The following is a 25,732-nucleotide window of genomic DNA, read 5'->3' as shown; positions in this document are numbered from 1 at the left end:
TATATTTTCTAATCTACATTATATACTTTACTCACAGACTTTTTAGCGATGTCTTTATCTCCTTTAGAAACAGGTAATTCAAAAGATTTAGCTAAAATATACGCTTGCTGATCAGCATGTTGTTTTGCAAAACCAGAAGCTGTACTGCTGCTTTCTTTTCTTGAAATCACTTCAATATCACTAAAGATAGTTTTTCTTAGTCTACGTAACAAATATGGCCATGCACCCATGTTTTCAGGCTCTTCCTGAACCCAAACCGCTTCAGTTGCATTTTTATATTTCGCATAAACCGCTTCCATCTGTGCTACTGGCGTTGGGTACAATTGCTCTACCCTTACAATAGCTACCTGATTGATCGCTTCTTTTTGTTGTTTTTCTAACAACTCATAATAGATCTTACCACTGCAGAACAATACTCTCGTTACTTCAGCAGCTTTCACATTTGCATCGTCAATTACTTCCTGGAACTTACCTTCCGTGAAATCGGCTAATTTAGATACACAGGCAGGGTGACGTAAAAGACTTTTCGGCGTAAATACCACCAATGGCTTTCTGAAATCACGTTTAAATTGTCTGCGGATCGCATGGAAGAAATTCGCTGGTGTTGAACAGTTGGCTACTTGCATGTTATAATCTGCACAAAGCTCCATGAAACGCTCAATACGTGCGGAAGAGTGTTCCGGACCTTGACCTTCATAACCATGAGGCAATAACATCACCAAACCATTTTCACGCTGCCATTTAGTTTCTGCACTGGCAATATATTGATCAACTACAATCTGAGCACCGTTAAAGAAATCACCAAATTGTGCTTCCCAAATCGTCAATGCATTTGGATTTGCCATGGCATAACCATATTCAAAACCCAATACACCATACTCAGACAAGTGTGAATTGTAAATATCAAAAGAAGCCTGATCTTTAGAAACATTCGCCAATGGGATGTATTCTTCTTCAGAATCTTCTAAAGTTAATACGGCATGACGGTGAGAGAAAGTTCCTCTTTCTACATCCTGACCGCTTAAACGAACACGTTTGCCTTCGTTTAATAAGGTACCATAAGCCAATTGCTCACCCATTGCCCAATCGAACACATGAGAAGTTTTTGCCATTTTGCTGCGCTCATCAAAAAGCTTCTCAATTTTCTTGAAAAACTTTCTGTCTGAAGGCAAAGTACTGATGCTTTCTGCAACGCTTAGTAAAGTCGCCTCATCTACTGAAGTATCCGGAGAAACTTCGAAATCTTTCACGGTAGCAATACGCATGTCTTTCCATGCGCCACCAAATTTCACATCCTGATACGTAGAAGTGATCGCTTTTGCTTCATTTAAGCAGCCTTGCAGAATACCACGGAAATCTTTTTCCATTGTTTTCGCAGCAGATGCTTCTAATTTACCTTCTTTAACCAGCTGATCAACATAGATATCACGAGGATTTGCATGCTGCTCAATAGCTTTGTATAATAAAGGCTGAGTAAATTTAGGCTCATCCGACTCATTATGACCGAATCTGCGGTAACATAAAATATCGATGAACACATCATTTTTATATTTCTGACGGTACTCCATAGCCAGGTTAATTGCATAAACCAAGGCCTCAACATCGTCTCCATTTACATGGAAAACTGGCGATAAGGTTACTTTAGCAATATCTGTACAGTAAGTACTCGAACGGGCATCTTTATAATTCGTCGTGAAACCGATCTGGTTGTTGATGATCAGGTGAATCGTACCGCCAGTTTTATAACCGTCTAGTCCTGCCATCTGAATGACTTCATAAACAATTCCCTGACCAGCGATAGAAGCATCACCATGAATCAGGATTGGTGCAATGCGAGCATCATCACCATCATATTTGAAATCAATTTTCGACCTGGTCATCCCTTCTACCACTCCGTTTACTGTTTCCAGGTGCGAAGGGTTAGGGCATAAACTCAAGTGAACATTGCTGCCATTGTTGGTGGTTACATCCGTAGAATAACCCAGGTGATATTTCACATCACCACCAAACGGAGATTCTGCGCTATATCCTTTACCTTCAAATTCAGCAAAAATATCTTTATAGGATTTCTGCATAATGTTGGCCAAAACGTTCAGCCTTCCACGATGCGCCATACCAATCACAAACTCTTCAATACCTAAAGCGGCACCTTTTTCAATCACAGAGTCCAATGCCGGAATCAATGCCTCAGCACCTTCCAAAGAGAATCTTTTTTGCCCCAGGAACTTTGTACCCAGGAAGTTCTCAAAGCATACAGCTTCATTCAATTTAGTCAGGATCCTTGTTTTCTCCTCAATAGAGAAATTAGGCGTATTACGAACACTCTCCATTTTTTTCTCAATCCATGACAATACTTCAGGAGTACGTACGTACTTGTACTCCGCACCGATCGAACGGCAGTAAGTCTGGTTTAAGAAAGCAACAATTTCGCTTAATTTAACCGCTCCGATGCCCAGCTCAATACCTGCATTGAATACAGTATCAAGATCAGCGTCAGACAAATTGAAATTTACCAGATCTAAAGTTGGCAAGTGCTTGCGTCTTTCTCTAACCGGGTTAGTGTGTGTAAACAAATGGCCACGCTGACGGTAACCGTTGATCATGTTTAAAACACTAACTTCTTTTAGGAAATGTTCAGGGGTTTCTTCTCCTGTAACCGGAGATGAGCTTCTCCCGAAGTCAAAGCCTTCAAAAAATTTCTGCCAACCAAATTCAACCGAATTGGGATCTTCCTTAAATGCTTGATAAAGGGACTCTACGTATTCGGCGTTTTCGCCGCTGAGATAAGATAAATTATCCATTATGTGTGAATATGCTATATTGAAGCAAAATTAGGATTTTACCTATTAAGTAAGGCAATTTTCTTTATAAATATTCCAAAAAATCCGTCATATCACGGACATTCTTTAGCGGCGTAAGCCGATCCTGTACAAGGACATCAAATTCAGAGATTAAACTGCCTGTCACTAATAGGGGCACGTTGAGGTGATCCATAACTTTACCTATAATTTTATTAATATTTTTCCCCAGATTTAAAGAAGTTAAAACAGTAAAAGCAAAATCCGGCCGATACGAGTCTGCAACTTTTTTAAGATCTGAATAAGGAGTTTCCAATCCGAGGTACAAACTTTCATGCCCCCGGCTTTTCACTAAATACTTTGCAAAAAGCAGGCCATTTTCATGCATTTCAGCCTGAGGCAGAAAAAGTAGGAATTTCTTGGTTTTTAAAATCGGTGGCTGCCCCACTTTATTGAGCTCTATAATGATCCGCTCAGGGATCAGATCGCAGGCAAAATGTTCATGTGCAGGATCAACTGCTCCGCTTTGCCACAGCAGGCCCAGTTTCTTCATAAAAGGAAAAACCACCAGCTCCCATACCCGGGTGGTATGTGCTTTAATCCCACAAAAGAAGACTGCCTTTGTTTCAGGATTTAAGCCATAGAAGCTGCATCAGAAACCGCGGTCTCCAAGAGCTTAATCTGCTTATCCAGATCGAAAGTGTTTTTCGATTTCAGGTCCTTGCCTACTCCGGCAACATTTGCCCAGTTACCCCAATTACTAGCCGGCGCATAATCAATCAGTTTTTCCTCAAAATAAACTGCACCATTGGTCCAGTGGATTTTTAAAACATGAATCAGATAAGTGGCCACCAATAAACGCCCGGTATGGGTAATATACCCCTGCACATTCAGTTCCTGCATGTAGCGGTCAATAATCGGGTGTCCCGTAGCTCCATTTTTCCATTTCAGCAAGTCAGGATGCCCAATTTCCGTCGGACTAAAAAATTCTTTTTCAAAATCTTCAGGTTCCTGAAAAAAGGCAATACTGTGTTTTTTAAACATAAAACGGAAATAATCACGCCACAATAAGCCCAGCAAAATCTGATTAAAATTTCCATTGCCGCCAAATTCTGCTTCCGCATCCTTCAACTTCCAGTATACTTTTCTTGGTGATAGACAGCCTAAGGACAGCCATCCCGATAATCTGGAAGCAAAACCTTGCTTATCACCTGTGTTTTTTACTGGCTTTTGATGAATTTCTGCCCCTTCCAGCAGCAATTCCTTAAGGTGTGCTAATCCAGCATCCTCACCGCCGATCTGTGCCCCATCAGGAAAATCATCTGGCTGTACTTCAAATCCTAAATCAGCAAGCGTTGGCAAAACACCCCAATCTTCATTTTCAACAAAACTGATCTCCTCCGGACTTAAAAAACAAGCCTTTACTATAGCATCACGCTCTGTCTTCTTCTTGAATTGTGCAAAAACGTCTGGAATATCCTTGATTGGAAAAGGAAGGTCTTCCTTATTATATAAGGTATGACCGATGAAGTGTTTTAAATTGATCTTCTGCTTCCATAAAAGATCCTCCATTCTGGTAGAGATGGAAGTTTCCTCAGGCGCGACCTCGCGATGGTGGTAGACTTCAGAAATATCAAAATCTTCCAGTAGTTTTGTCATGAATTCTTCCGGACTTCCCTGAATCAGTAGAATATCTCCGCCAAGCTGCTGAAAAGACAACCTTAAGGCAGCCACACTTTCCAATAAAAACTTTGCCCGATGGATACCGGTTTTCAAAGTTTCAAACCTGGTTTCGTGAAAATATTGAGGATCAAAAAAATAAACCGGTAAAATACTTTCAGATTTAGCAAGTGCTTCAACCAACATTTCATTGTCGTGTAATCGAAGATCGTTTCTAAACCAGACTAGTATTCTTTTAGATTTCATTAAGGAAGGTCAATTAAATATCAATTCCACAAAAATATACGAATTTTTAGCTTAGTACGAATTACTAAAGTAATATTTACATAACCGCAACAAACATTTGAAGATTAATTGCGATAACTAAACTAATCACACAATTATTGGTTATTTAATTATGAATAAGCACATTCTAATTACCGGAGCTACCGGGATGGTAGGCAAAAAGCTCATCCCAATTTTAATAGAAAAAGGTCATCAAGTATCGGTGCTCTCTAGAAAAGCAACCCCCATCAAAGATGTGAAAGTATATTTATGGGATGTCTACAAATCCAAAATAGATCCGGAATGTTTGTCGGGCATAGACACCGTCATCCACCTCGCAGGGGAAAATATTGCCGGAGAAAAATGGACTGCTGCCCGCAAGAAAAAAATCATCGACAGCCGTGTATTATCCGCTCAGCTATTATATAAAACTATAAAAGAACACAACGCCCCTGTTAAAACCTTTATTTCTGCAGCAGCAGTTGGTTATTATGGAGATGCGGGCGACAAAGTCCTAACCGAAGAAAGTCCGAATGGCAGCGGGTTTCTCGCAGAATGCTGCGCGAAATGGGAAGCCTCAGCAGATCAAGGACTATCCATGGGGATCAGAGTCGTAAAATGGAGGATTGGCGTCATCCTTGCAAAAGAGGGTGGGGCATTAAAAGCAATAGAACAGCCAATTCGTTACTTCTTCGGCGCAGGTCTGGGCAATGGCAAACAATGGGTGCCATGGGTACACCTGGATGACATCCTGGAAATGTTTACACTTGCCGCAGAAAATGATAGTTATATCGGTGCTTACAACGCAGCGGCAACACATCCGGTCAGCAATATCACGCTTACCAAAGCGATTGCCAAACAGCTGCATCGACCGGTATGGCCGGTTAACGTACCTGAATTTGTTTTAAAAATCATCCTTGGAGAGCTTTCTGCAGTGGTTTTGAGCAGCAATAATACCAGTGTTCAAAAACTACTCAATACCGGATTTAAGTTTAAATATTCGGAATTAGAGCTGGCTTTAGCCGATATTTACCAGACTAAATAGGAAGAAAAAACGAACCACCCCTCATTAAACGTTCAAATGCCCGATATGAAGCCTAAAATTAACATCTGCTGGTTGCGAAGAGACCTGCGACTGGAAGACAATGCAGCCATTTACCATGCTCTAAAAGGCGATTATCCGGTGCTGCTGCTTTTCATTTTCGATACGGATATCCTGAGCAAACTGGCCAATAAACAAGATGCCCGGGTCAATTTCCTCCATCAAACGTTGAGTACGCTCAGCGATCAGCTCCAGAAAAACCAGGGTTCTTCCCTCCTGATTCAACACGGCAAACCAGCAGACATCTGGGCAGCGTTAATTCAAACCCATCAGATCAATGCTGTGTATTGCAATCAGGATTATGAACCTGATGCCATCAAAAGAGATGCAGACATCAAAGAACAGCTACAAACAGCCAACATTCAATTTTACAGCTACAAAGACCAGGTGATTTTCGAAAAAAATGAAATCACCAAAGCAGATGGTCTTCCTTATACTGTATTCACGCCTTATTTTAGACAGTGGCAGCAAAAGCTCAACAACTTTTACCTCCGCGCCTACCCTACCGAAAAATATTTCAACAACTTCTGGCCAGGTGCAGCATTTCCAATCCCTACCTTAAATGACCTGGGATTTGAAAAAAGCAATCAGCCATTTCCAGGAAAAGAGTTTGAAGACAAGCTGGATGGTTATGAACTCAACAGAGATTTTCCGGCAGCGGATGCGACCTCCCATATTGGCATGCACCTGCGTTTCGGTACCATTAGTATCCGGAAAGCCGCAAAAACGGCATTGGAACAAAACGCTTCAAAATGGCTTTCGGAACTGGCCTGGCGAGATTTTTACCAGATGATTTTATTTCATTTCCCACATACTGTAACCAAATCCTTCAAACCTAAATACGACCTGATCAAATGGCGAAACCATCCAGATGAATTTGAGGCCTGGTGCCAGGGAAATACCGGTTATCCTTTAGTAGATGCGGGTATGAGGCAGCTCAACCAAACCGGATACATGCACAATCGTGTACGTATGGTGGTAGCCAGTTTCCTATGTAAACATTTGCTCATCGACTGGCGATGGGGAGAAGCTTATTTTGCAGAAAAACTATTGGATTATGAAATGGCCAGCAATGTAGGTGGATGGCAATGGGCTTGCGGATCAGGAAATGATGCTGCGCCCTATTTCAGGGTATTTAATCCGGAACTTCAGCTGAAGAAATTTGACCCGAAGCTGGAATATGTAGACCGTTGGGTTCCTGCCTATAAACAATTAAAGCACACCCTACCAATGGTAGAACATGCTTTTGCCAGAGAAAGGGTCTTGAAAGTTTTTAAAGCGGCATTAAATGAATAATGCCGCCATTATATTTTAGTTGGTTACTTCTAATACTTCTACGCTGTAATCCAGGTTTGAATTTGGAGGAATAGACTCACCACCATTAGGATCAGTGACTAACGCATTTCCATAAGCCAGTCCGGAAGGAATAAACATCCTTACTTTAGAACCTTTACTGAATTTTGGCAGCATAATTCTAAATGCTGGAATTAACTTTTTAGGCATAGAAGTCATGCTGGCTTCCTGATTCAGGCCACCGTCTAAACTCTTCAATACATAACTGAAGTTCACTAAAGAATTCTGGTTGATGACCTCTGTTCCTGTGCCCACTGTAGTGGTTTGCAGATATATGCCAGAAGGATCTTTAACCGCATTAGTAATTGAATTCGCTGCTAAATAAGCCTGTATCAGTCCATCATTCAGAACCGCTTGACTTTCTTTATAAGTAGTAATTGATACTACGATAATTTCATTTGAAGCAATGCCTACAGATGGCAATCCATTTCTACCAAAAGCCAGGTAAGAAGGCAGGTAAATTTTTACCGTTGCACCAGGATTTAACTTTCTAAGTACCTGAGAGATGGCAGGAATAGATTTACCGAAAAATCCAAATGTGGTACCCACCCGTTGTCCTTCATTACGATAAGTAGGCGTCGTCGCAAATACAGCTCCGTTAGAAAATGCTGATACTGTGATGCGGTAACGCACAGAATCCGTCAGTTTATAGTTGTTGGCATCTGTACTTCCAGCAGGCTGTGCAGGCACATAAAAATAACCGGTTTTAGCAGAATCCGCAATTGCATTGATGTTGTTTTTTGCGAAATAGTCCGCCAGTTTAGTATCATCTATCGTCTGAACTGACTCATACTCCTTTTTACAGGAACTAAAAATAACGATGGTCGCCAGCAAGGCAATGGTATAAAGTGATAACTTTTTAATCATTTTGTATTTTCTATTTTATATTCTTTAGGGTAATGGTATAATCTAATATGGCAAATGGCGGAATTTTGGCGCCGGAAAAATCCTTGTAAGCTAAAGCAGAGGGAATGATCAGCCTGATCTGGCCTCCTTTAGTGATTTTCGGAAGGCCGATCTGCCAGCCTTTCATCGCATCAGCAAGCTTTACCGTCACCGAATCTGTTTCCGGAATCGTCTGAAAAGACGCCGTTGACTTTAACACATGGGCATCAAAATACACTACCAGACTATCTTCTAATCTTGGGAACACTGTTCCTGTCCCTACGGCCGTAATTTGATAATTCAAACCAGAAGGGTCTACCGTAAAAGTTGTTCTGGTACTGTCCTTATATTTTTGTATCGTTATCGCGTCCAATTCCAACTGTTTCTCCGAGTCGTAAGGAGGAGTCTTCTCACATGCAGCAAATAAACCGCATAGCAAAAACGACAACAGCAAAATCTTGTTTTTTAACATAATAGACAAAAATAGTCTTTTATTGGCGATGCCGCAATTTTTAACCAATTTTAACAAATAGAAAAGGGACCACAAAAAAAACGCCCTTAATCAGATTAAGAGCGTTCAGTTTAATTATGAATATATACCTTAATAGCAATATTTATTGGCAGCAATTACTTGCTGTGCAACCTTCTGACGGGTTTCTTTCACATTGAAGGCTTCCATTTTAGTGAAACGGCGTAAACCTACCATCATCATGCGTTGCTCATCTCCATCAGCAAATGCCCATAAAGCTTCTTTACCCGCTTTTTGCAAAGCATCAACCGCCTCCACAAAATAGATACGCATTAAGTTCAGCTGACCTTCACAAGCGGCTTCACCACGAAGGCTCACCAACTTTTCTGTTCTCAACATCGCTGATTCTGCTACATAAACATAGCTGGCCATATCTGCAATGTTCATCAAAATCTCCTGCTCCTTAGAAAGGCTCATCATCAATTTCTGAACCGCAGCACCCGCCACCATTAAAGTCGCCTTTTTCAGATTTTTAATAATTTTCTTTTCTGCCGCGAATAACGCGTCATCTTCTTCTCCGAATTCAGGGATAGACATTAATTCTGCAGCTACAGCAGTAGCAGGCGTCATCAAATCCAACTCACCTTTCATGGCGCGCTTCAACATCATATCTACTGTTAATAACCTGTTGATTTCGTTCGTCCCTTCAAAGATTCTGTTGATCCTAGCATCACGATATGCACGGTCCATTGGCGCTTCCGCGGAGAACCCCATACCACCATAAATCTGCACCCCTTCGTCTACTACGTAATCCAATGCTTCAGAACCCCAAACTTTCAGGATTGCACATTCTACCGCATATTCTTCGGTAGATTTCAGTTTGGCTTTACTCGCATCCATTCCTCCCGCAACCAATCTTTCATACGCATCGTCAATATTCTGACCTGCGCGATAGTTGGCCGATTCTACAGCATACACTTTTGCCGCCATTTCTGCTAATTTATACCTGATGGCACCATATTTAGAAATCGGACGGTCAAATTGAATTCTTTCGTTTGAATAATTAATCGCGGTATCAATCACTGCTTTTGAAGCACCAATCGCTGCTGCCGACAATTTAATACGGCCAATGTTCAAAATGTTCACGGCAATCTTAAAGCCGTTCTGACGTTCAGAAAGCATATTTTCTACTGGAACCGGGCAATCATTGAAGAATACCTGTCTGGTAGAAGAACCTTTGATTCCCATTTTATGCTCCTCCGGATTCATGGTTATGCCCCCAAAATCACGCTCTACAATGAAAGCAGTTAAATTGGCATCGTCATCAATCTTAGCGAACACAATAAATATATCAGCAAAACCACCATTCGTGATCCACATTTTCTGACCAGTGATCAGGTAATGTTTCCCATCCTCAGAAAGCTTTGCTTTAGTTTTTCCAGAATTGGCATCCGAACCAGAATTAGGTTCTGTTAAGCAGTATGCTGCTTTCCATTCGCCGGTTCCCAGTTTAGGAATGTACTTCGCTTTCTGCGCTTCATTTCCATAATATAAGATAGGCAATGTACCGATTCCTGTATGTGCAGAAAGTGCTACAGCAAAGGAATGACCAGCACCAATCACATCAGCAACCAGCATCGAAGTGTTGAAATTCTTGCCAAAGCCACCAAATTCTTCAGGAATGGAAACCCCTAATATACCGAGTGCACCAGCTTTATCCATTAACGAAGGCATCAAGCCCTCTTCCTGGGTGTCGATACGATCCAGGTTTGGATACACTTCTGTTGCTAGAAAATCGCGGCAGGTCTGTGCAATCATTTGCTGCTCTTCATCAAATTCTTCAGGAATAAATACATCCTGGTAATTGGTTTCTGTAATTAAAAACGCTCCACCTTTAATTGTTTTTTTGTCTGTAGTTTCCATAATATTTTATTAAAGCATTTCGAAAATTCCGGCAGCACCTTGTCCGCTACCCACGCACATGGTTACCATACCATATTTCTGATCCCTTCGTTTCAATTCATTAAATAATTGCACTGATAATTTAGCACCGGTACAACCTAGCGGGTGTCCAAGTGCAATGGCACCACCGTTCACGTTTACCTTCTCAGCATCGATACCTAAAGTCCGGATCACGGCCAGAGACTGTGAAGCGAAAGCCTCATTCAGTTCGATCAGGTCCAGTTCTTCCAGTTTCATACCTGCCATTTTTAAAGCTTTCGGAATCGCTTCAATCGGTCCAATACCCATAATTCTTGGTGGAACACCAGCAATGCCATAACTCACTAACCGAGCAATCGGCTCTACGCCTAATTCTTTCATTTTCTTTTCAGAAACGACCAGTACAAAGGCTGCACCATCAGAAGTCTGTGAAGAGTTACCGGCAGTCACACTGCCATCCGCTGCAAAAACAGGTTTCAATTTGGCCAGTTTTTCCAGAGAAGTGTCCGCTCTTGGTCCTTCATCAGTATCCACCACATAACTGCGTGTCTTCTTTTTCATATTGCCGTCCAGGTAATTTTCTACTACCCTGATCGGCGCAACGCCAGCTTTCAGATGACCGTTTTTGATCGCTTCCACCGCTTTCATGTTCGATTGAAAGGCGAAAGCATCCTGATCTTCCCTGCTTACTTTATATTCATTGGCCACTGCTTCTGCGGTTAAGCCCATTCCCCAATACCAATCCGGGTTTTTCATTGCCACATCAGGATTAGGAACAACTTTCCAACCACCAAAAGGCATGCCCGACATTACTTCTACACCACCGGCAATGATACAATCTGCCATACCGCTTTTGATCTTTGCCACTGCTGTTGCAATAGTTTCCAATCCTGAAGCGCAATAACGATTGACTGTTACGCCCGGTACTTTATCGGTATCCAATCCCATCAGCGAGATCATACGACCGATATTCAGGCCTTGTTCTGCTTCAGGAGTTGCATTTCCAACAATCACATCATCAATTTGTGTCGTATCCAGATTAGGCACTGAGGCCACTAGCTGTCTGATCACATCTGCCGCTAAATCATCAGCTCTGGTAAAACGAAATACACCACGGGGAGCCTTGCCCACTGCGGTACGATATCCTGCTATAATATATGCTTCTTGCATGTTTGTGTCTTTTAATAGAAAAAAATTAGTTTCTTAAAGGTTTCCCTTTGGTCACAATACTTTGAATTCGCTCCAGTGTTTTACGTTCTCCGCAAAGCGATAGGAAGGCTTCCCTTTCCAGATCCAGCAAATACTGTTCTGTGACCTCTGTTGGCGAGGAAAGATCTCCACCACACATCACCCAACCCAATTTTTCAGAGATTTTCTTATCGTGTTCAGAAATATAATGACCGGAATACATCGTGTTTGCGCCGGCATAAACAATGCCTAAACCTTGTTTACCCAACACCCTGATGTCTTTACGAGGTACTGGTTTCGTGTATCCTGCATCTGCCAGTTCAATTGCTTTTGCTTTCGCATCGGCGATCAATCGGCTTCTGTTCATCGAAATCGAATATTTATCTTTCTGCAGATAACCCAGTTCAAAGGCTTCAACAGCGGAAGTGGAAACTTTCGCCATACCGATGGTCAGGAACCTGTCTTTTAATACATTTTGTACAATCTGATCTTCTTTATATTCATCGGAAGCACGCAAAGCGAACTCTTTGGTACCGCCGCCGCCAGGAATCACCCCAACGCCAAACTCTACCAAGCCCATATAAGTTTCGGCATTCAGCTGCACATGGTCCGCATGTAAACTAAATTCACAGCCACCGCCAAGTGTTAAATTATGCGGAGCAACTACTACCGGAATCGAAGAATAACGGATGCGCATCGAAGTATTCTGGAACATACGGATGGCCAGATTTAACTCTTCCCACTCTTGCTCTACCGCCATCATGAAAATCATGCCCACATTTGCACCGGCAGAGAAATTGGCGCCATCGTTTCCGATCACTACCCCTCTGTATTCTTTTTCCGCAAGGTCTATTGCTTTATTGATCGCCTGTAATGTATCGCCGCCAATCGTATTCATTTTAGAATGGAATTCAACATTCAGGATACCGTCACCAAGATCAATGATAGAAGCACCGCCATTTTTCCAGATCGTTTTATTTGCCCTTAAATTATCAAGAATGATAAAGGCCTCTGTTCCCGGAACTGCTTTATAGCTTTTCGAAGGGATGTCATAATATTTCTTTACGCCACCTTCAACTTTATAGAAAGCAGTATGTCCGGCAGCCAGCATTTCATGCACCCAAGGCGCAGCCTCATGGCCATATTTTTTCATACCTTCAATTGCATCGGCAATGCCTACGGCATCCCAAACTTCGAAAGGGCCTAAATCCCAGGCAAAGCCGGCACGCATGGCATCATCAATGCGGTATAGCTCATCAGAGATTTCCGGAATGCGATCCGATACATATTCAAACAATCCGAAGAAAGAAGCGCGGAACAATTCTCCGGCCTTATCTTTTCCTGCGGCAAAAACTTTCATCCTGTCTTTTACATTCTCGATAGATTTGGTGGTGTCCAGCGTAGCCGATTTCACTTTCTCCTGAGGACGGTATTCCAGGGTTTTTAAGTCTAGCGCTAAAATTTCTGTTTTGCCATCTGCGGTTTTTGTTTTTTTATAAAAACCTTGTTTTGTTTTATCGCCCAACCAGTTGTTGGCTTCCATTTTCTCTACGTAAGCAGGAAGCTTAAACAGCTCATGTGCCTTATCCTCCGGACAATTGTCATAAAGTCCTTTAGAAACTTTAATCATGGTATCTAATCCCACCACATCAGTGGTACGGAAAGTCGCCGATTTTGGTCTGCCTAAAGCAGGACCGGTAAATTTATCAACTTCTTCTACAGTCAGGTCCATTTTCTCTACCAGATGCAGTAAAGCCATAATGGAGTATACACCTACCCTATTGGCAATAAATGCCGGGGTATCCTTACATAGTACCGTCGTTTTTCCTAAAAATTTATCTCCGTAATGCATTAAGAAATCCACCAGTTCCGGATGGGTATCCGGTGTAGGAATGATTTCCAGCAACCTCAGGTAACGAGGCGGGTTAAAGAAGTGAGTTCCGCAGAAATTGGCTTTAAAATCATCAGATCTTCCTTCAGCCATTAAATGGATCGGGATTCCCGAAGTATTCGAAGTGACCAATGATCCCGGTTTACGGAATTGCTCTACCTGTTCAAATACTTTTCTTTTGATGTCCAGGTTTTCTACCACCACCTCAATGATCCAGTCGTAAGAGCCGATCTTTGACATGTCGTCCGTAAAGTTCCCTGTTGTGATTTTATTCAAGACCTTTTTGCTGTAAACAGGTGAAGGATTAGTTTTCACCGTATTCTGCAATGCTGCATTTACAATTCGATTCTTAACTGCAGGATGGTCCAGACTCAGTCCTTTCGACTGCTCCTCTGCGCTGAGTTCCTTTGGTGCAATGTCCAATAAAAGTACTTCAACTCCAATGTTCGCAAAGTGACAAGCAATACGTGAACCCATAATACCTGAGCCCAATACTGCTACTCTATTTATCTTCTTGTTCATAATTTTCAGTAGGAATTTTATATGCCAGTGTAAGTTTATTCAGTTTCTGTAAGGACGAGATTAGGTTATTTTTTTCCTGATTGCTAAAATGCTTGTTCAGGTATTCATTAAAAGAGATCACCACTTCTCTTGCGAGCAGTCTTTTCTCCCTGCCTAAATCGGTCAGGAAAACTTTTACCGACCGCTTATCACCGATCGAAGTCTCCCGATATATTAACCCCTGTTCTTCCATATTGTTTAGCATTCTTGATAAACTGGTAGCCTTCACCCCGAGCAAACCGGCCAGCTTAGAAACCGCAGTCCCTTCTTTCTCAATATTGATCAGCACATAGCCAATGGCCTGCGTGATTCCGAACCCGGAAGCGATCTGATTATAAGTGTTGGAAACGTTCTGCCAAACCACTTTCAGGAAATAATCTACTGTCTCTTGTTGTTTCATTAATTACTATGCTTGCATAACAAAGCTATCGAATAAATAAATCAAATGCAAGCAAAGAAAAAAAATATTATTTTATTTCAGCAGCAAGAAAGACAGGAGAGATAAACACACAGAAAAGCCTGGAACAGACCTATAAAAAGAATATTTTTCCAGATGATCAGGAAGGTTTTTCCTGCAGCATGAGCAGCTTACTTTTTAAAGCGAAGTATTCTGTTTCCAGACAGCGGAAGGCCTTGCTTTCAGGGATTCCCTCCGCAAAATCCAGTCTTTTTTTATCGTAATTAGCGGCCACCAAATCATAGCGGGTTTTCGTCGCATGGTACTGTGTTTCTACTGCCTTTTGTTCTTTAGTTGCTGGAGCACCATTCAGATTACCTACATAGGTACTATCGGAGATCAACTTGCCATTCGCCGATTTAAAACAGACATAAATTTCCATCTGCTCCTCCATCATCCAATCCTTAGCAAGTGGAAGATAACAAATCCCCTCTACTCTTCTTGCTGCATTTAAATAGCTGCTTGCACGTTTTCTGCCCGGATGGCTGATCATGACCATCAGCAAGTCATCATTTTCGCCATTTTCAGCAACACTCGAATCCCAGCTCAAATGCAGACCATTTTCTCCTTTGCTGATTTTTAATTGGTTTGCCGATTCCAGCTGCCCTTTACTGAGGATGGCTTTGGTATAATCAACCCGAATATTTGGATATTCACCTGTTAAAGCGTTTTTCTTATTATAAGAGGTGGCCAGGTTATGCGGGTTTTTCAAGCTGCCTTCGGCTTCCGATTTAAAACTCACATTGATAAAATCAGTCATCGGTTTCAAAAAATCCATGGTCGCTGACATGGCCTGACGGTTAGCCAATTGTTTTTTGCTGGGCTTTCCTGCCTTTCCGATCCCACGACCCACTATTTGTCCGTTTAATTCATAAAAGACTACGTTTCCTATTTTCCCGGAAGGGCGCCCAAAAGGGCCAACTGCGAATATTGCCATGATACAAGGGGTTAATGGTTAGAATTATAAAACACCAAGATACTAATAAACAATAGCACACCTCTTATAACCTTTAATTAATTACTAACATTATTAGTAATTAATCGTATTTAAAATCGCCCTTGAAACAGGGTTTGAAAGCAAATTTGTGAAGAGGGGCCCTACCAAGCCCCTCTAATTCCCTTAAATGAAATCACAAAAATGGAATGTCTTCAAAAAGTTAAGCACAAAAAAAACCGCCTTGCTCATCGCAAGGCAGTTTTCTTTTCAGTATTTAAATACCGACTAGTAAAGTGTAAATTCTACTCTTCTATTTTGTTGACGACCAGCGGCAGTTTTATTCGTTGCAATTGGTTGGTTTGGACCATAACCTACTGCTTCAATACGTGAAGGATTAGCACCTTGAGATACTAAATAAGCTTTCACAGCTTCCGCTCTTTCTTTCGACAAACGTAAGTTTAAAGCCATAGAACCAGTGTTATCAGTATGACCTGCCAATTTAAGGCTAAAGTTTTTCTCTACTAATAATGCTGCAACACGGTTTAAAGTAGCGTAAGATTTATCACGGATCGTTGCTTTTCCTAAATCAAACTCTAAGTTTTTAATCGCTTCTTCTACTACCTTACGGTCAGCTTCAGTGATGATTACTTTTTCCTGAATTACTGGTACAGGGATTTTCAATGGACAGCCAGAACCGTCAACAACAACGCCTGCTGGAGTACCTGGACATTTATCCAATTTATCCGCAACACCATCGCCATCAGAATCTTTTAACAGGTCGTTCATTTCGCCTCTTAATTTATCATTCTCAGCTTTTAATGCATTTGCGGTTTGTTTTGCCGATAAAGCTTCTTCGTAAGTCAAAGCTACCGGGTTATGCCATGCCAATTGTTTCGATCCTTTTCCTAAGGCAAACTCTAAACCTGCATAACCGTAGTTATATTTATCGCTGCTGTTACCACGTGCATAACCATCAAGATTATCACCATCAACAAAGTTAACAGTCCACCCTAAATCTAAGTTTACACGGTCTGCTAATTTAAATTTAGCACCTAATCCAACTGGAATAATCAATTCCGAAATTGTTTTACCACCAGCATAGTCTACTAATGCACCACCAGAGGTTGCTGAAGTTTTCACTTTGTAACCCGCTAAACCAGCACCACCAGAAGCGTACAATTGTACTGCACTGTTCGCATTGAACATACTGATGTTAAATAAATTTACCACTGCGTTTAAAGTTCCTGAATAGTCCAGGTTAGTTTCAAAAGCATTTACAGGACTGGCATTTGGCGAACCGCTTTTCCAGTTTTCAGAGTTATCACCTTTCAATTTACCTCTCACTCCGTCTAAACGCAGGGAGAAATAAGGGGTAATTTGTTTCTTAATATAAAGTCCGTAACCTAAGCTGGATTTCATATTAGAGAAATCATTATGTCCACCAAGAGGAGATAAAGGAGTTAAAACCCCAGCATTAAGGCCAATCGACCAGGTAGTCAACTGATTTGAGGTTGTACCTGCTTGATCCTGTGCCTGAACAGAACCTCCGATTAGGAGCGCAGCAAAAGCTACAGGCAGGGCTTTAAATAGATTTTGTTTCATAAGATAAGTATTGAATAAATTATTACAATGTTTAATCATTGAAATCAATTCAATACTCAGGCCAATTATTTAAACTGCTTTAAACGACTGTAATTTGAAAATAAGTGTGTGGAATTTCAGACAGCTACCAACCGAGCCATTGATCATCACCACGCGGATCTGCAGCACCCTGATAACCACCTTGTTTTGTTTTCAGGATTGCGTCTACTCTACCCATTGGTCCTCTTGGTGCAATGATATAGCCTTTAGCTTGCAGTTTAACGCGGGTGATCGAATCTATTGCTCCTTTTTCAGTATAGATCAAATCGGGTAACCATTGGTGGTGAAAACGTTTAGCAGACACTGCCTGCTGCATATTATGGTCAAATTCGATCACATTTAGAATGGTCTGAAAAACAGACGTTATAATCGTCGATCCTCCAGGCGTCCCCACGACCATGAATAGTTTTCCATCTTTTTCAAGAATAGTAGGCGTCATAGAGCTCAGCATACGTTTTCCTGGCGCGATTGCATTCGCTTCGCCGCCAATCAGGCCATACATATTGGCTGCCCCTGGTTTCACAGAAAAATCATCCATTTCATTGTTGAGTAGAAATCCTGCGCCTTTCACTACTACTGTTGCACCATAGGAGCCGTTCAGGGTAGTGGTTACAGAAACTGCATTCCCTTCCTGATCTACAATAGAATAATGCGTGGTTTCTTCATGTTCTTTTCCCTGGACTGCACCTGCTTTAACTGAAGCGCTGGGCGTTGCCTTTAGCCAGTCCATGCTTTTCATCCGGTCCTTAATGTACTGATCTTTCATTAATGCATTTGCAGGAACGTCATAGAAATCTGGGTCACCCAAATGCGTGGCACGATCGGCATACACCCTTCTTTCTGCTTCCACCATGAGCTGTACGGTAGAATCCTGCTGGAATCCCCATTTTTTCAATGGAAATGGCTCCACAGATTTCAAGAGCTGAATCAGCGCAATTCCTCCACTGGATGGGGGAGGCATGGTAATGATGCGGTAATCTTTATATGTTCCGGTGATCGGCCTGCGCCAGATCGCCTGATAGTGTTGTAAATCTGCTTTAGTCAGGATACCGCCACCACGATTCATTTCCTTTAATAAAAGATCCGCCACTTTACCTTCGTAAAACCCTGCCCTTCCTTGATCACGGATCAGCTCCAGCGTACTGGCCAGTTCTTCCTGTTTCAGCAGCTCCCCTTCGGTCCATTTGCCATCTTTCAGCAAAGCGGTACCATCCGGATTGAATTGCAGTAATTTTTCGCGAAGCTCATTGAACTCTCCCACCTGCTGCTTGCTCAGGGGGAAACCATTTCTGGCGAGTAAAATTGCCGGCTCTACTAAAGTTGCCCAAGGCAATTTTCCATATTTTTCATGTGCGGTCACCATACCTGCAACTGAACCGGGAACACCAGCTGCCAGCTGCCCATACAGGCTTTTATCGACAATAGGTGCACCAGATTGATCCAGGTACATATCTCTTGATGCTGCAGCACCGGCTTTTTCTCTAAAATCAAGGGTATTGCTGCTGCCATCCGCAGCGCGATAAACCATAAAACCACCGCCCCCGATATTTCCGGCATTGGGGTATACTACGGCTAGTGCAAATTGGACGGCTACTGCGGCATCCACCGCATTTCCACCTTTTTTCAAAATGTCCAGCCCTACTTTCGAGGCAAAAGGACTGGCAGAAACTACCATCCCATTGCGGTAGTCTTTCTCATTTTTCCTAGCCGGCTGAGTACCTGCACATCCTGATAATAGGACGGCCGTAATCAGCAAAAACCCATTGATATTTAAAAATAATCTAGCCCTTATAATCCGCTGCATCTGTATAAATTTTTTCTATGATCAGTCCGTTTTTCTCCAGAATGACCTTTCTTTTTAAGCTCAGTTTAGGGGTCAGCTCACCGCCTTCAATGCTCCACTCTTTGGAGAGCAATGCAATGCGTTTCACCTGTTCCCATTTGCCAAACTCCTTGCCGCTAAAAGCAACAATTTCATCATACTTTTTCAATACCTGCGGATCTTTGATCATCAGTTCATTGGTGGTATAAGCAATTCCCTTTTTAGCACACCAGGTTTTCAGCGCTGCAAAAGTAGGAATAATTAAGGCCGATGGAAACTTTCTGTTTTCACCAAGTACCATTACCTGCTCCACCAAAGGGGATTCTTTCAATTTATTTTCCAGCATCTGTGGAGCTACGTATTTGCCGCCTGCCGTTTTAAAGATTTCTTTTTTACGATCGGTGATTTTCAGGAACCTGCCTTCGATCAGTTCGCCAATATCTCCGGTATGGAACCAGCCGTCTTTGTCTATAGACTCAGCAGTCAGTTCTGGATGGTTATAATAGCCTTTCATAATGTTATGTCCGCGGGCCAATACTTCCCCATCTTCAGCAATCTTCACTTCTACGCCATCAATCGGCGGCCCTACAGTTCCAAATCTGGTGGCCCCGATATAATTTACCGTGATCACCGGCGAAGTTTCTGTTAAGCCGTATCCTTCCATGACCGGCATTCCTGCTGCCCAGAAAATCCTGCATAAACGCGCGTTTAAAGCAGCTCCTCCAGAAACAATCACCACAATTTCGCCGCCCAGCGCTTCCTGCCATTTCTTAAAGACCAGCTTTCTGGCAATGCCGAGTTTGAACTTATAAAAAGGACCGTTATCGAATTCGAATTTTTCCGCAACGGAAAGCGCCCAGAAAAATATGCCTCTTTTGATGCCTGTTAATTCCTTTCCTTTCTCCATAATTTTATCGTATACCTTTTCCAGCAAACGTGGAACAGTAGAGAAAGCATTGGGTTTCACAAATTGTATGTCGCCCACAATAGTTTCCATACTTTCTGCATAATATACTGATGCTCCTTTGTACATGTGGAGGTACACAATCATGCGTTCAAAAATATGCGATAATGGTAAAAAGCTCAATGCCTTGTGGAGTCCAGGAGGCACCAGCACCGAAGACTTTTCAAAATTTTTCACCAGGTTGTCATGGGTCAGCATCACTCCTTTTGGTGTACCTGTAGTACCAGAGGTATAGATTAAGGTTAAAATATCATCAGCTTTCACTTCCGCACGGTAAACTTCCAAGTCCAGTCCGCCCTGAGCCTTCCCTGCCTCCAGCAATTCCTCCCAGGAGGGAATTCCTTTTACCGGATCGAAACTATACACCTTCAGCTCCGATGTCAATTCTGCAGCAGCTATTTTTACTTTTTGATAGATCAGTTCATCCGCTACAAAAACAACATTCACAGCTGCATTTTCCAAAATAAACTTAATGTCATGCTCCGCTAATGTCGGGTATAAAGGTACCTGGTAGGCACCTAACTGTATAATTGCGAAGTCTGTAATGTTCCATTCCGGGCGATTGGCAGACATAACAGCAACCTTTGACCCTTTTTTGACACCGATCCCCAGCAAACCTCTGCTCAGTGTATCCACCGTTTCACAAAAATGCTGGGTACTATATTTTTTCCACTCCCCTTTAACCTTACCACTTATAAACTCCTCTTTGGGAAAATTCTCTAAATTGTATTGAAGTAAATCAAATACGCGTGTGATATTTACAGCCATAAACGGTTATTTTTATAATTATTACCTGGTCTTTCTCAAATCTAACAAATTATTAGTGCTATTAAAACCAATTATTATAATGGTATGTTTTCTTTTTCCAAGAATAATCAGGAGAAGATTTTGTGCACTATCCTACCGTAATCTCCCGAAAATAGCCTCAGTTTTCAGCGATCTGAATTCAATCAAAAATTCAATCACAGCTTTGTGTTTTAAACCGATCGCTTTAAACGCCATTCCAAAGCCATGTTAGATTCATTGAGCCTCAGTTAAATTGATTTTAATTATTCCCCTAATTAATGTAACATATTTTCAATCAAATCATCTATTATATATGCCGAAAATTTACCTTTGCTTATTAAAGCGTGCTATTCCATAAAAAGCATAGACCGCAGCTAGCGAGCGCTATAAAAAACCATTTACCAAATTAATTAGATTAAGAAAAACACCTGTAAGCAAAGAGATCCAGCGACATCCCTAATCGTATTGATCAATACCAAGCTCGACTGATTAAAACAGGAACACACACACATTTGCATCTATGTCTTCAATGTCTATTCCAAGCAAAGCTCCGAACCGCTTAGTTGCATTTATCCTGGATAAAAAAGTAATACTGGGCTTATACCTGATTGCTGCAGTCGTTTCAGCTACCAAACAGTATTTACACGGCACTTACAACAATTACAAAATTTTCAAGCATGTATTTTGGCATAGCATAAACCACCTGAATTTATATACAGAAAATCCGCTGCTGTATCTGGACAGCAATCACTACGGCCCATTCTTTGCCCTGCTGATCGCTCCGTTCGCACTTTTACCGGATGCTTTCGGAGCCGTTCTATGGAACGTGTGTAATGCACTGGTCTTGTATTGGGGGATTTATAACCTGCCGATTAAGCAGAAACAGCAGTCCTGGGTAGCCATCATCTGTTTACATGAGGCACTCACTGCCTTATTGAGTTTCCAGTTCAATGTAGCGCTGACCGGCTTGATCTTACTCGCTTTTTCTTTTATCTATAAACAGCAGGAAGTCAAAGCTGCAGCGATGATCATCATTGGTTTTTTAGTGAAATTATATGGCATCGTTGGACTGGCTTTCTTCTTCTTTGCGAAGAATAAAACAAAGTTTGTTGTCGGTGGACTGATATTATTGCCGATACTGACATTTTTACCTGCAGTGCTTTCAGACCTGAATTTTGTCTGGTCCTCTCATATTGACTGGAAGGAATCCTTAATCTATAAAAACTCACTGAATGCCTCCCTGGTTTCTATGCAGGACATTTCCGTCATGGGAATGGTGAGGCGCATCTCCGGGGATGCTTCCATTCCAAACACCCCGTTTTTGCTGGGAGGATTAGCCTTATTTGCCTTGCCTTACCTTCGTGTGAGCCAATATAAAAGCACTGATTTTCAACTGATGATGCTGAGCTCGGTTTTGATATTTACTGTGATCTTCAGCAGTGGTTCAGAATCGCCAACCTATATTATTGCCATGCTGGGCGTAGCCATCTGGTTCATCATCCAGCCGGATCCAAAAAAATGGTGGGTCATTGCCCTATTTGTTTTTGCCATGTTACTGACCAGTTTCTCCCCTTCAGATTTATTTCCGAGACACATCAGAAGAACCTATATTATGCCTTATTCTTTAAAAGCATTACCTTGTGTATTGGTTTGGCTGACCATCGTATATCAGATGTTGACCGTAGATTTTAGAAAATCCATTCCGGCTCATGACTAATCAAAGGTTAATCTCCGTGGTGATTCCTGCTTACAATGAAGCAGACAATATCCCTGTAATTGCGGCCAGTATCCGGGAAGTCTTCGCTGGCTTGCCGAACTATACATTTGAAATCATTTTTGTGGCAGATGGCTGTACAGACAGCACCATGGCCGTATTGGAAATGATGGCCAAACATAGTGATCATATTTTTCATATTGAATTTTCCCGTAATTTTGGACATCAGCAGGCCGTTAAAGCCGGGATGGACCATGCGCGCGGTGCGGGTGTGATCTGTATGGATGGTGACATGCAGCATCCGCCGGAGCTGATTCCGGAGCTGATTCAAAGATGGGAAGAAGGCCACGAAGTGGTTTATACCATCAGAAATGAAGATAAAAGACTGCCTTTTAAAAAGCGGATCACTTCAAAATTGTTCTATCAGGTCCTGAACCGGATGGCCTCTGTGGAATTGGATCAGGGGGCCTCAGATTTCAGACTGCTGGATCGAAAAGTAGTGGATGTTTTTAAAGAATTTCATGAGAATGAACCATTTTTACGTGGTTTAGTGAAATGGATCGGCTTTAAACAATATGCGGTCAGCTATGACCCCGCAGAAAGATTTTCGGGGAGCTCTAAATATACTTTTAAAAAGATGGTTGGTTTAGCGCTGCAAGGCGTCACCTCCTTCTCAATAAAGCCATTGTACAATGTCGTTTACCTGGGATTTGTCTTTTCCGGAATATCCGTCTTATATTTGCCCTATGTACTCTATGCCTTTACCTTTGGACACGAAGTTTCTGGCTGGGCATCCATCATTATGACCATTGCATTTTTTGGAGGCTTACAGCTGATCATTCTGGGTATTATTGGAATATACCTTGGAAAGATGTTTATGCAGGTCAAATTAAGGCCGAATTACATCGTTCGGTCAACAAATATAAAAAGCTAAAAAACAACACACGTGATACTACTAAGTTTCGATATCGAAGAGTTTGATATGCCCTTCGAATACCATAAAGAGATCTCTTTTAAAGATCAAATGGACATCTCTATTGCAGGTACGGAAGCGATACTGGATATATTGGAAGGCTATCAGGTAAAAGCAACGTTTTTTAGCACCGTTATTTTTGCGCAGAATGCGCCTGCAACGATTCAGCGAATATTGGATCAGGGCCATGAACTGGCATCTCACGGATATTACCATTCTGATTTCAAAGTAGAGCATTTGCTTTCTTCCAGACTGGAACTGGAAAAGATCATTCAGGCGCCCGTTATCGGATACCGCATGGCGAGAATGCAGCCTACCGATGATCTAGACATACAAAATGCAGGTTATGAATACAACAGCTCGATTAATCCAACCTGGCTGCCGGGCCGATACAATAACCTGCACCTGCCAAGAACTCATTTCAAAACAGACAAGGTCTTGCAGATCCCGGCTTCAGTGACACCACTGATCAGGTTCCCATTGTTCTGGCTGTCTTTCCATAACCTTCCATTGTGGCTGTATACGGCTATGGCCCGCTGGACTATAAAAACGGATGGTTACCTGAATGTTTATTTTCATCCATGGGAATTCACCGATCTGGATGATCCGGAGCGCTTTGGCTTTCCAGGATATGTACGCAAGAATACCGGTGTGAAAATGATCAGCAGAATGGATCAGTTTATCCATAAATTAAAACAGAAAAACGCAGAGTTTGTGACGATTGCTTCTTTTGTGAAGCGGGTATCCAAACCAATATAAGCGACATGATAAAGTCAAAAACCCTATTTTCCATTTTTAAAATCCTGATCAAGGTGCTGCTTACCGCTGGCGCTTTATTCTGGGTATTCAGCAATGTAGATCTGGAAAAGACCCGCGCAACTGTCGCACAAGCAGATCCAGTTCCATTAGCCGGCGCTTTTATTGCCTTTATATGTTCTCAATTGTTTGCCTCTTCCAGGGTCAGAAGTTTTTTTGAATGCATCGGCTTGAAGCTTTCGGAATGGCTCAACTATAAATTATACCTGCTGGGCATGTTTTACAATATGTTTCTTCCTGGCGGAATTGGCGGCGACGGCTATAAGATCTTTTTGCTGCGTAAAGAATATGGCATCGAGACGCGTAAATTAGTGACCGCTGTATTTATGGACAAACTGAGTGGTCTGTGGGCACTCACCGTATTGCTGTTGCTGCTGCTTTCCAGAACAACCGGATTGCCTATCCCCGCTTATTGGGCATGGATCCTGATCATTCTGGGAACTGCCGGCTATTACCTGATATTGAAGTTGTGGTTTAAGCAATATGTCCCTTCGTTTTTAATGATCCACCTCAAAGCATTGGGCGGACAAACCTGTCAGCTGCTCTGCGCCCTGTTTATATTGTATACTTTGCGGGTTGATGGGCCATTCCTACCTTATATATTACTGTTTATGGCTTCCTCTTTATTGGCTTTATTTCCACTTACTATTGGTGGTCTGGGCGCAAGAGAACTGGTATTCATGTATGGCGCGAAGTATTTTGTACTTGATCCGCAGGTAGCGATCACAATCAGCTTGTTATTTTACAGCATTTCGGCATTATCCTCGCTACCAGGTGCCTATTTTGTTTTTCATACCAAGAGCCTGACTAAGGAAGACAAAAACGCCATTAAATCAGGTGATTAGCGCCAAATCAGACCTTAAGTCACCACTAAAATGTTACACGATTAGCCCTTTAAGTTGAATACGGCACAATAGTTGTTATGACACGAATCAGCTATAAAAATTAAATAAAACACAATTATGAAGAAATTACTTACTATTATTTGTCTATCAGTGATTGCTACGTTTGCATTCCAATCCACTTCAAACGCGCAAAGTTACAAGAATGCTATCGGTGGTCGCTTTGGTGCTGCGAACGGTGTGACTTTCAAAACAACATTGGGTGGAAATAAAATGATAGATTTAATTGCCAACTTTAGATCTACGGATCATTCGAATTATTTCCGCGTAACTGGTTTATATGAAATCTATAACCCGATCAACAATGCTGCAGGTTTAAACTGGTACTATGGTATTGGTGGTACCGTAGGATCTGTTAAATACAAACCACACAATGGCAGCGACCTTTATTTAGGAGTAGACGGTGTTTTAGGTTTGGATTACAAATTTGCTGATGCACCAATTAACCTTTCTTTAGACTGGAAACCAGCAATCGGATTGGTTCCTGAAACAGATTTCGACGCTTCTGGCGTAGGACTATCTATCCGTTTCACGTTCTAATTTCGTAAAAAAACGAATTAAAAAAAGGGTTAATCTGCATAAGTTTAT

Annotated in this window: 20 protein-coding genes; 7 read left to right on the top strand and 13 right to left on the bottom strand. The window is 41.9% G+C overall.

Translation table 11 applies throughout. The annotated features are described in order from the left end of the window. Positions 1-8: 8 nt before the first annotated feature. From AQ505_RS02925 to AQ505_RS02915, 3 genes are all read right to left on the bottom strand, one after another. Positions 9-2,801 (bottom strand): 2-oxoglutarate dehydrogenase E1 component, encoded by a 2,793-nt coding sequence (locus AQ505_RS02925; RefSeq protein ID WP_062546801.1) that lies wholly within the window; start codon positions 2,799-2,801, stop codon positions 9-11. A 64-nt stretch (positions 2,802-2,865) separates the two neighbouring features. Beyond that, positions 2,866-3,351 carry a hypothetical protein gene (locus AQ505_RS02920; RefSeq protein WP_062546800.1) on the bottom strand — a complete coding sequence of 162 codons (486 nt, stop codon included), beginning with the start codon at positions 3,349-3,351 and terminating at the stop codon, positions 2,866-2,868. An 80-nt stretch (positions 3,352-3,431) separates the two neighbouring features. Then, the gene (locus AQ505_RS02915; protein WP_062546799.1) at positions 3,432-4,724 is read right to left on the bottom strand and encodes a DASH family cryptochrome; all 1,293 of its coding nucleotides are present in this window, start codon (positions 4,722-4,724) and stop codon (positions 3,432-3,434) included. A gap of 151 nt (positions 4,725-4,875) precedes the next feature. Between AQ505_RS02915 and AQ505_RS02910 the strand changes: the two genes are divergently transcribed. Together AQ505_RS02910 and AQ505_RS02905 are read left to right on the top strand one after the other, a co-directional pair. After that, entirely contained in the window at positions 4,876-5,787 is a 912-nt protein-coding gene (locus tag AQ505_RS02910) for a TIGR01777 family oxidoreductase (RefSeq protein ID WP_062546798.1), read from the top strand. 45 nt (positions 5,788-5,832) lie between these two features. Then, positions 5,833-7,140, top strand: coding sequence for a cryptochrome/photolyase family protein (locus AQ505_RS02905; protein WP_062546797.1), 1,308 nt, complete (start codon positions 5,833-5,835; stop codon positions 7,138-7,140). 15 nt (positions 7,141-7,155) lie between these two features. On the opposite strand, the gene AQ505_RS02900 is transcribed toward AQ505_RS02905, so the two are convergent. The 10 genes from AQ505_RS02900 to AQ505_RS02855 form a co-directional block, all read right to left on the bottom strand. Then, the gene (locus AQ505_RS02900) at positions 7,156-8,064 is read right to left on the bottom strand and encodes an FKBP-type peptidyl-prolyl cis-trans isomerase (RefSeq protein ID WP_062546796.1); all 909 of its coding nucleotides are present in this window, start codon (positions 8,062-8,064) and stop codon (positions 7,156-7,158) included. A 10-nt stretch (positions 8,065-8,074) separates the two neighbouring features. Continuing rightward, a complete protein-coding gene (locus tag AQ505_RS02895; protein ID WP_062546795.1) occupies positions 8,075-8,554 on the bottom strand; it encodes an FKBP-type peptidyl-prolyl cis-trans isomerase in 480 nt (159 codons plus the stop codon). Positions 8,555-8,683: 129 nt separating this feature from the next. Beyond that, the gene (locus tag AQ505_RS02890; protein ID WP_062546794.1) at positions 8,684-10,474 is read right to left on the bottom strand and encodes an acyl-CoA dehydrogenase family protein; all 1,791 of its coding nucleotides are present in this window, start codon (positions 10,472-10,474) and stop codon (positions 8,684-8,686) included. Positions 10,475-10,483: 9 nt separating this feature from the next. Then, positions 10,484-11,662 (bottom strand): acetyl-CoA C-acyltransferase, encoded by a 1,179-nt coding sequence (locus tag AQ505_RS02885; protein ID WP_062546793.1) that lies wholly within the window; start codon positions 11,660-11,662, stop codon positions 10,484-10,486. 25 nt (positions 11,663-11,687) lie between these two features. Next, on the bottom strand, positions 11,688-14,093 hold the full coding sequence (locus AQ505_RS02880; RefSeq protein ID WP_197286291.1) for a 3-hydroxyacyl-CoA dehydrogenase/enoyl-CoA hydratase family protein: 2,406 nt from the start codon (positions 14,091-14,093) through the stop codon (positions 11,688-11,690). After that, positions 14,074-14,532 (bottom strand): MarR family winged helix-turn-helix transcriptional regulator, encoded by a 459-nt coding sequence (locus AQ505_RS02875; protein WP_062546791.1) that lies wholly within the window; start codon positions 14,530-14,532, stop codon positions 14,074-14,076. Before AQ505_RS02875 ends, AQ505_RS02880 begins: the two co-directional genes overlap by 20 nt. Before the next feature lie 157 nt (positions 14,533-14,689). Then, entirely contained in the window at positions 14,690-15,526 is an 837-nt protein-coding gene (locus AQ505_RS02870) for a DUF6266 family protein (RefSeq protein ID WP_062546790.1), read from the bottom strand. A 285-nt stretch (positions 15,527-15,811) separates the two neighbouring features. Next, a complete protein-coding gene (locus tag AQ505_RS02865; protein WP_062550863.1) occupies positions 15,812-17,128 on the bottom strand; it encodes an OmpA family protein in 1,317 nt (438 codons plus the stop codon). A 124-nt stretch (positions 17,129-17,252) separates the two neighbouring features. Then, the gene (gene ggt, locus AQ505_RS02860; protein ID WP_062546789.1) at positions 17,253-18,971 is read right to left on the bottom strand and encodes a gamma-glutamyltransferase; all 1,719 of its coding nucleotides are present in this window, start codon (positions 18,969-18,971) and stop codon (positions 17,253-17,255) included. After that, entirely contained in the window at positions 18,949-20,721 is a 1,773-nt protein-coding gene (locus AQ505_RS02855; protein WP_062546788.1) for an AMP-dependent synthetase/ligase, read from the bottom strand. The genes ggt and AQ505_RS02855 overlap by 23 nt, the downstream gene beginning before the upstream one ends. 538 nt (positions 20,722-21,259) lie before the next feature. On the opposite strand from AQ505_RS02855, the gene AQ505_RS02850 reads away from it, so the two are divergent. From AQ505_RS02850 to AQ505_RS02830, 5 genes are all read left to right on the top strand, one after another. Beyond that, positions 21,260-22,456, top strand: coding sequence for a glycosyltransferase family 87 protein (locus tag AQ505_RS02850; protein WP_197286290.1), 1,197 nt, complete (start codon positions 21,260-21,262; stop codon positions 22,454-22,456). Continuing rightward, positions 22,449-23,387 carry a glycosyltransferase family 2 protein gene (locus AQ505_RS02845; protein WP_062546786.1) on the top strand — a complete coding sequence of 313 codons (939 nt, stop codon included), beginning with the start codon at positions 22,449-22,451 and terminating at the stop codon, positions 23,385-23,387. The genes AQ505_RS02850 and AQ505_RS02845 overlap by 8 nt, the downstream gene beginning before the upstream one ends. 12 nt (positions 23,388-23,399) lie before the next feature. Next, positions 23,400-24,185, top strand: a complete 786-nt coding sequence (locus tag AQ505_RS02840; protein WP_062546785.1) for a polysaccharide deacetylase family protein — start codon at positions 23,400-23,402, stop codon at positions 24,183-24,185. Positions 24,186-24,190: 5 nt separating this feature from the next. Continuing rightward, complete coding sequence (locus AQ505_RS02835) at positions 24,191-25,087, top strand: lysylphosphatidylglycerol synthase transmembrane domain-containing protein (RefSeq protein ID WP_062546784.1); 897 nt, start codon at positions 24,191-24,193, stop codon at positions 25,085-25,087. Between the two features lie 117 nt (positions 25,088-25,204). Continuing rightward, positions 25,205-25,684, top strand: a complete 480-nt coding sequence (locus AQ505_RS02830) for a hypothetical protein (protein WP_062546783.1) — start codon at positions 25,205-25,207, stop codon at positions 25,682-25,684. Positions 25,685-25,732 lie beyond the last annotated feature (48 nt).

Source organism: Pedobacter sp. PACM 27299, from assembly GCF_001412655.1.
GTDB lineage: Bacteria > Bacteroidota > Bacteroidia > Sphingobacteriales > Sphingobacteriaceae > Pedobacter.
The sequence above is the reverse complement of the archived record's forward strand: the minus strand, read 5'-3'. Positions and strand labels throughout refer to the sequence as shown.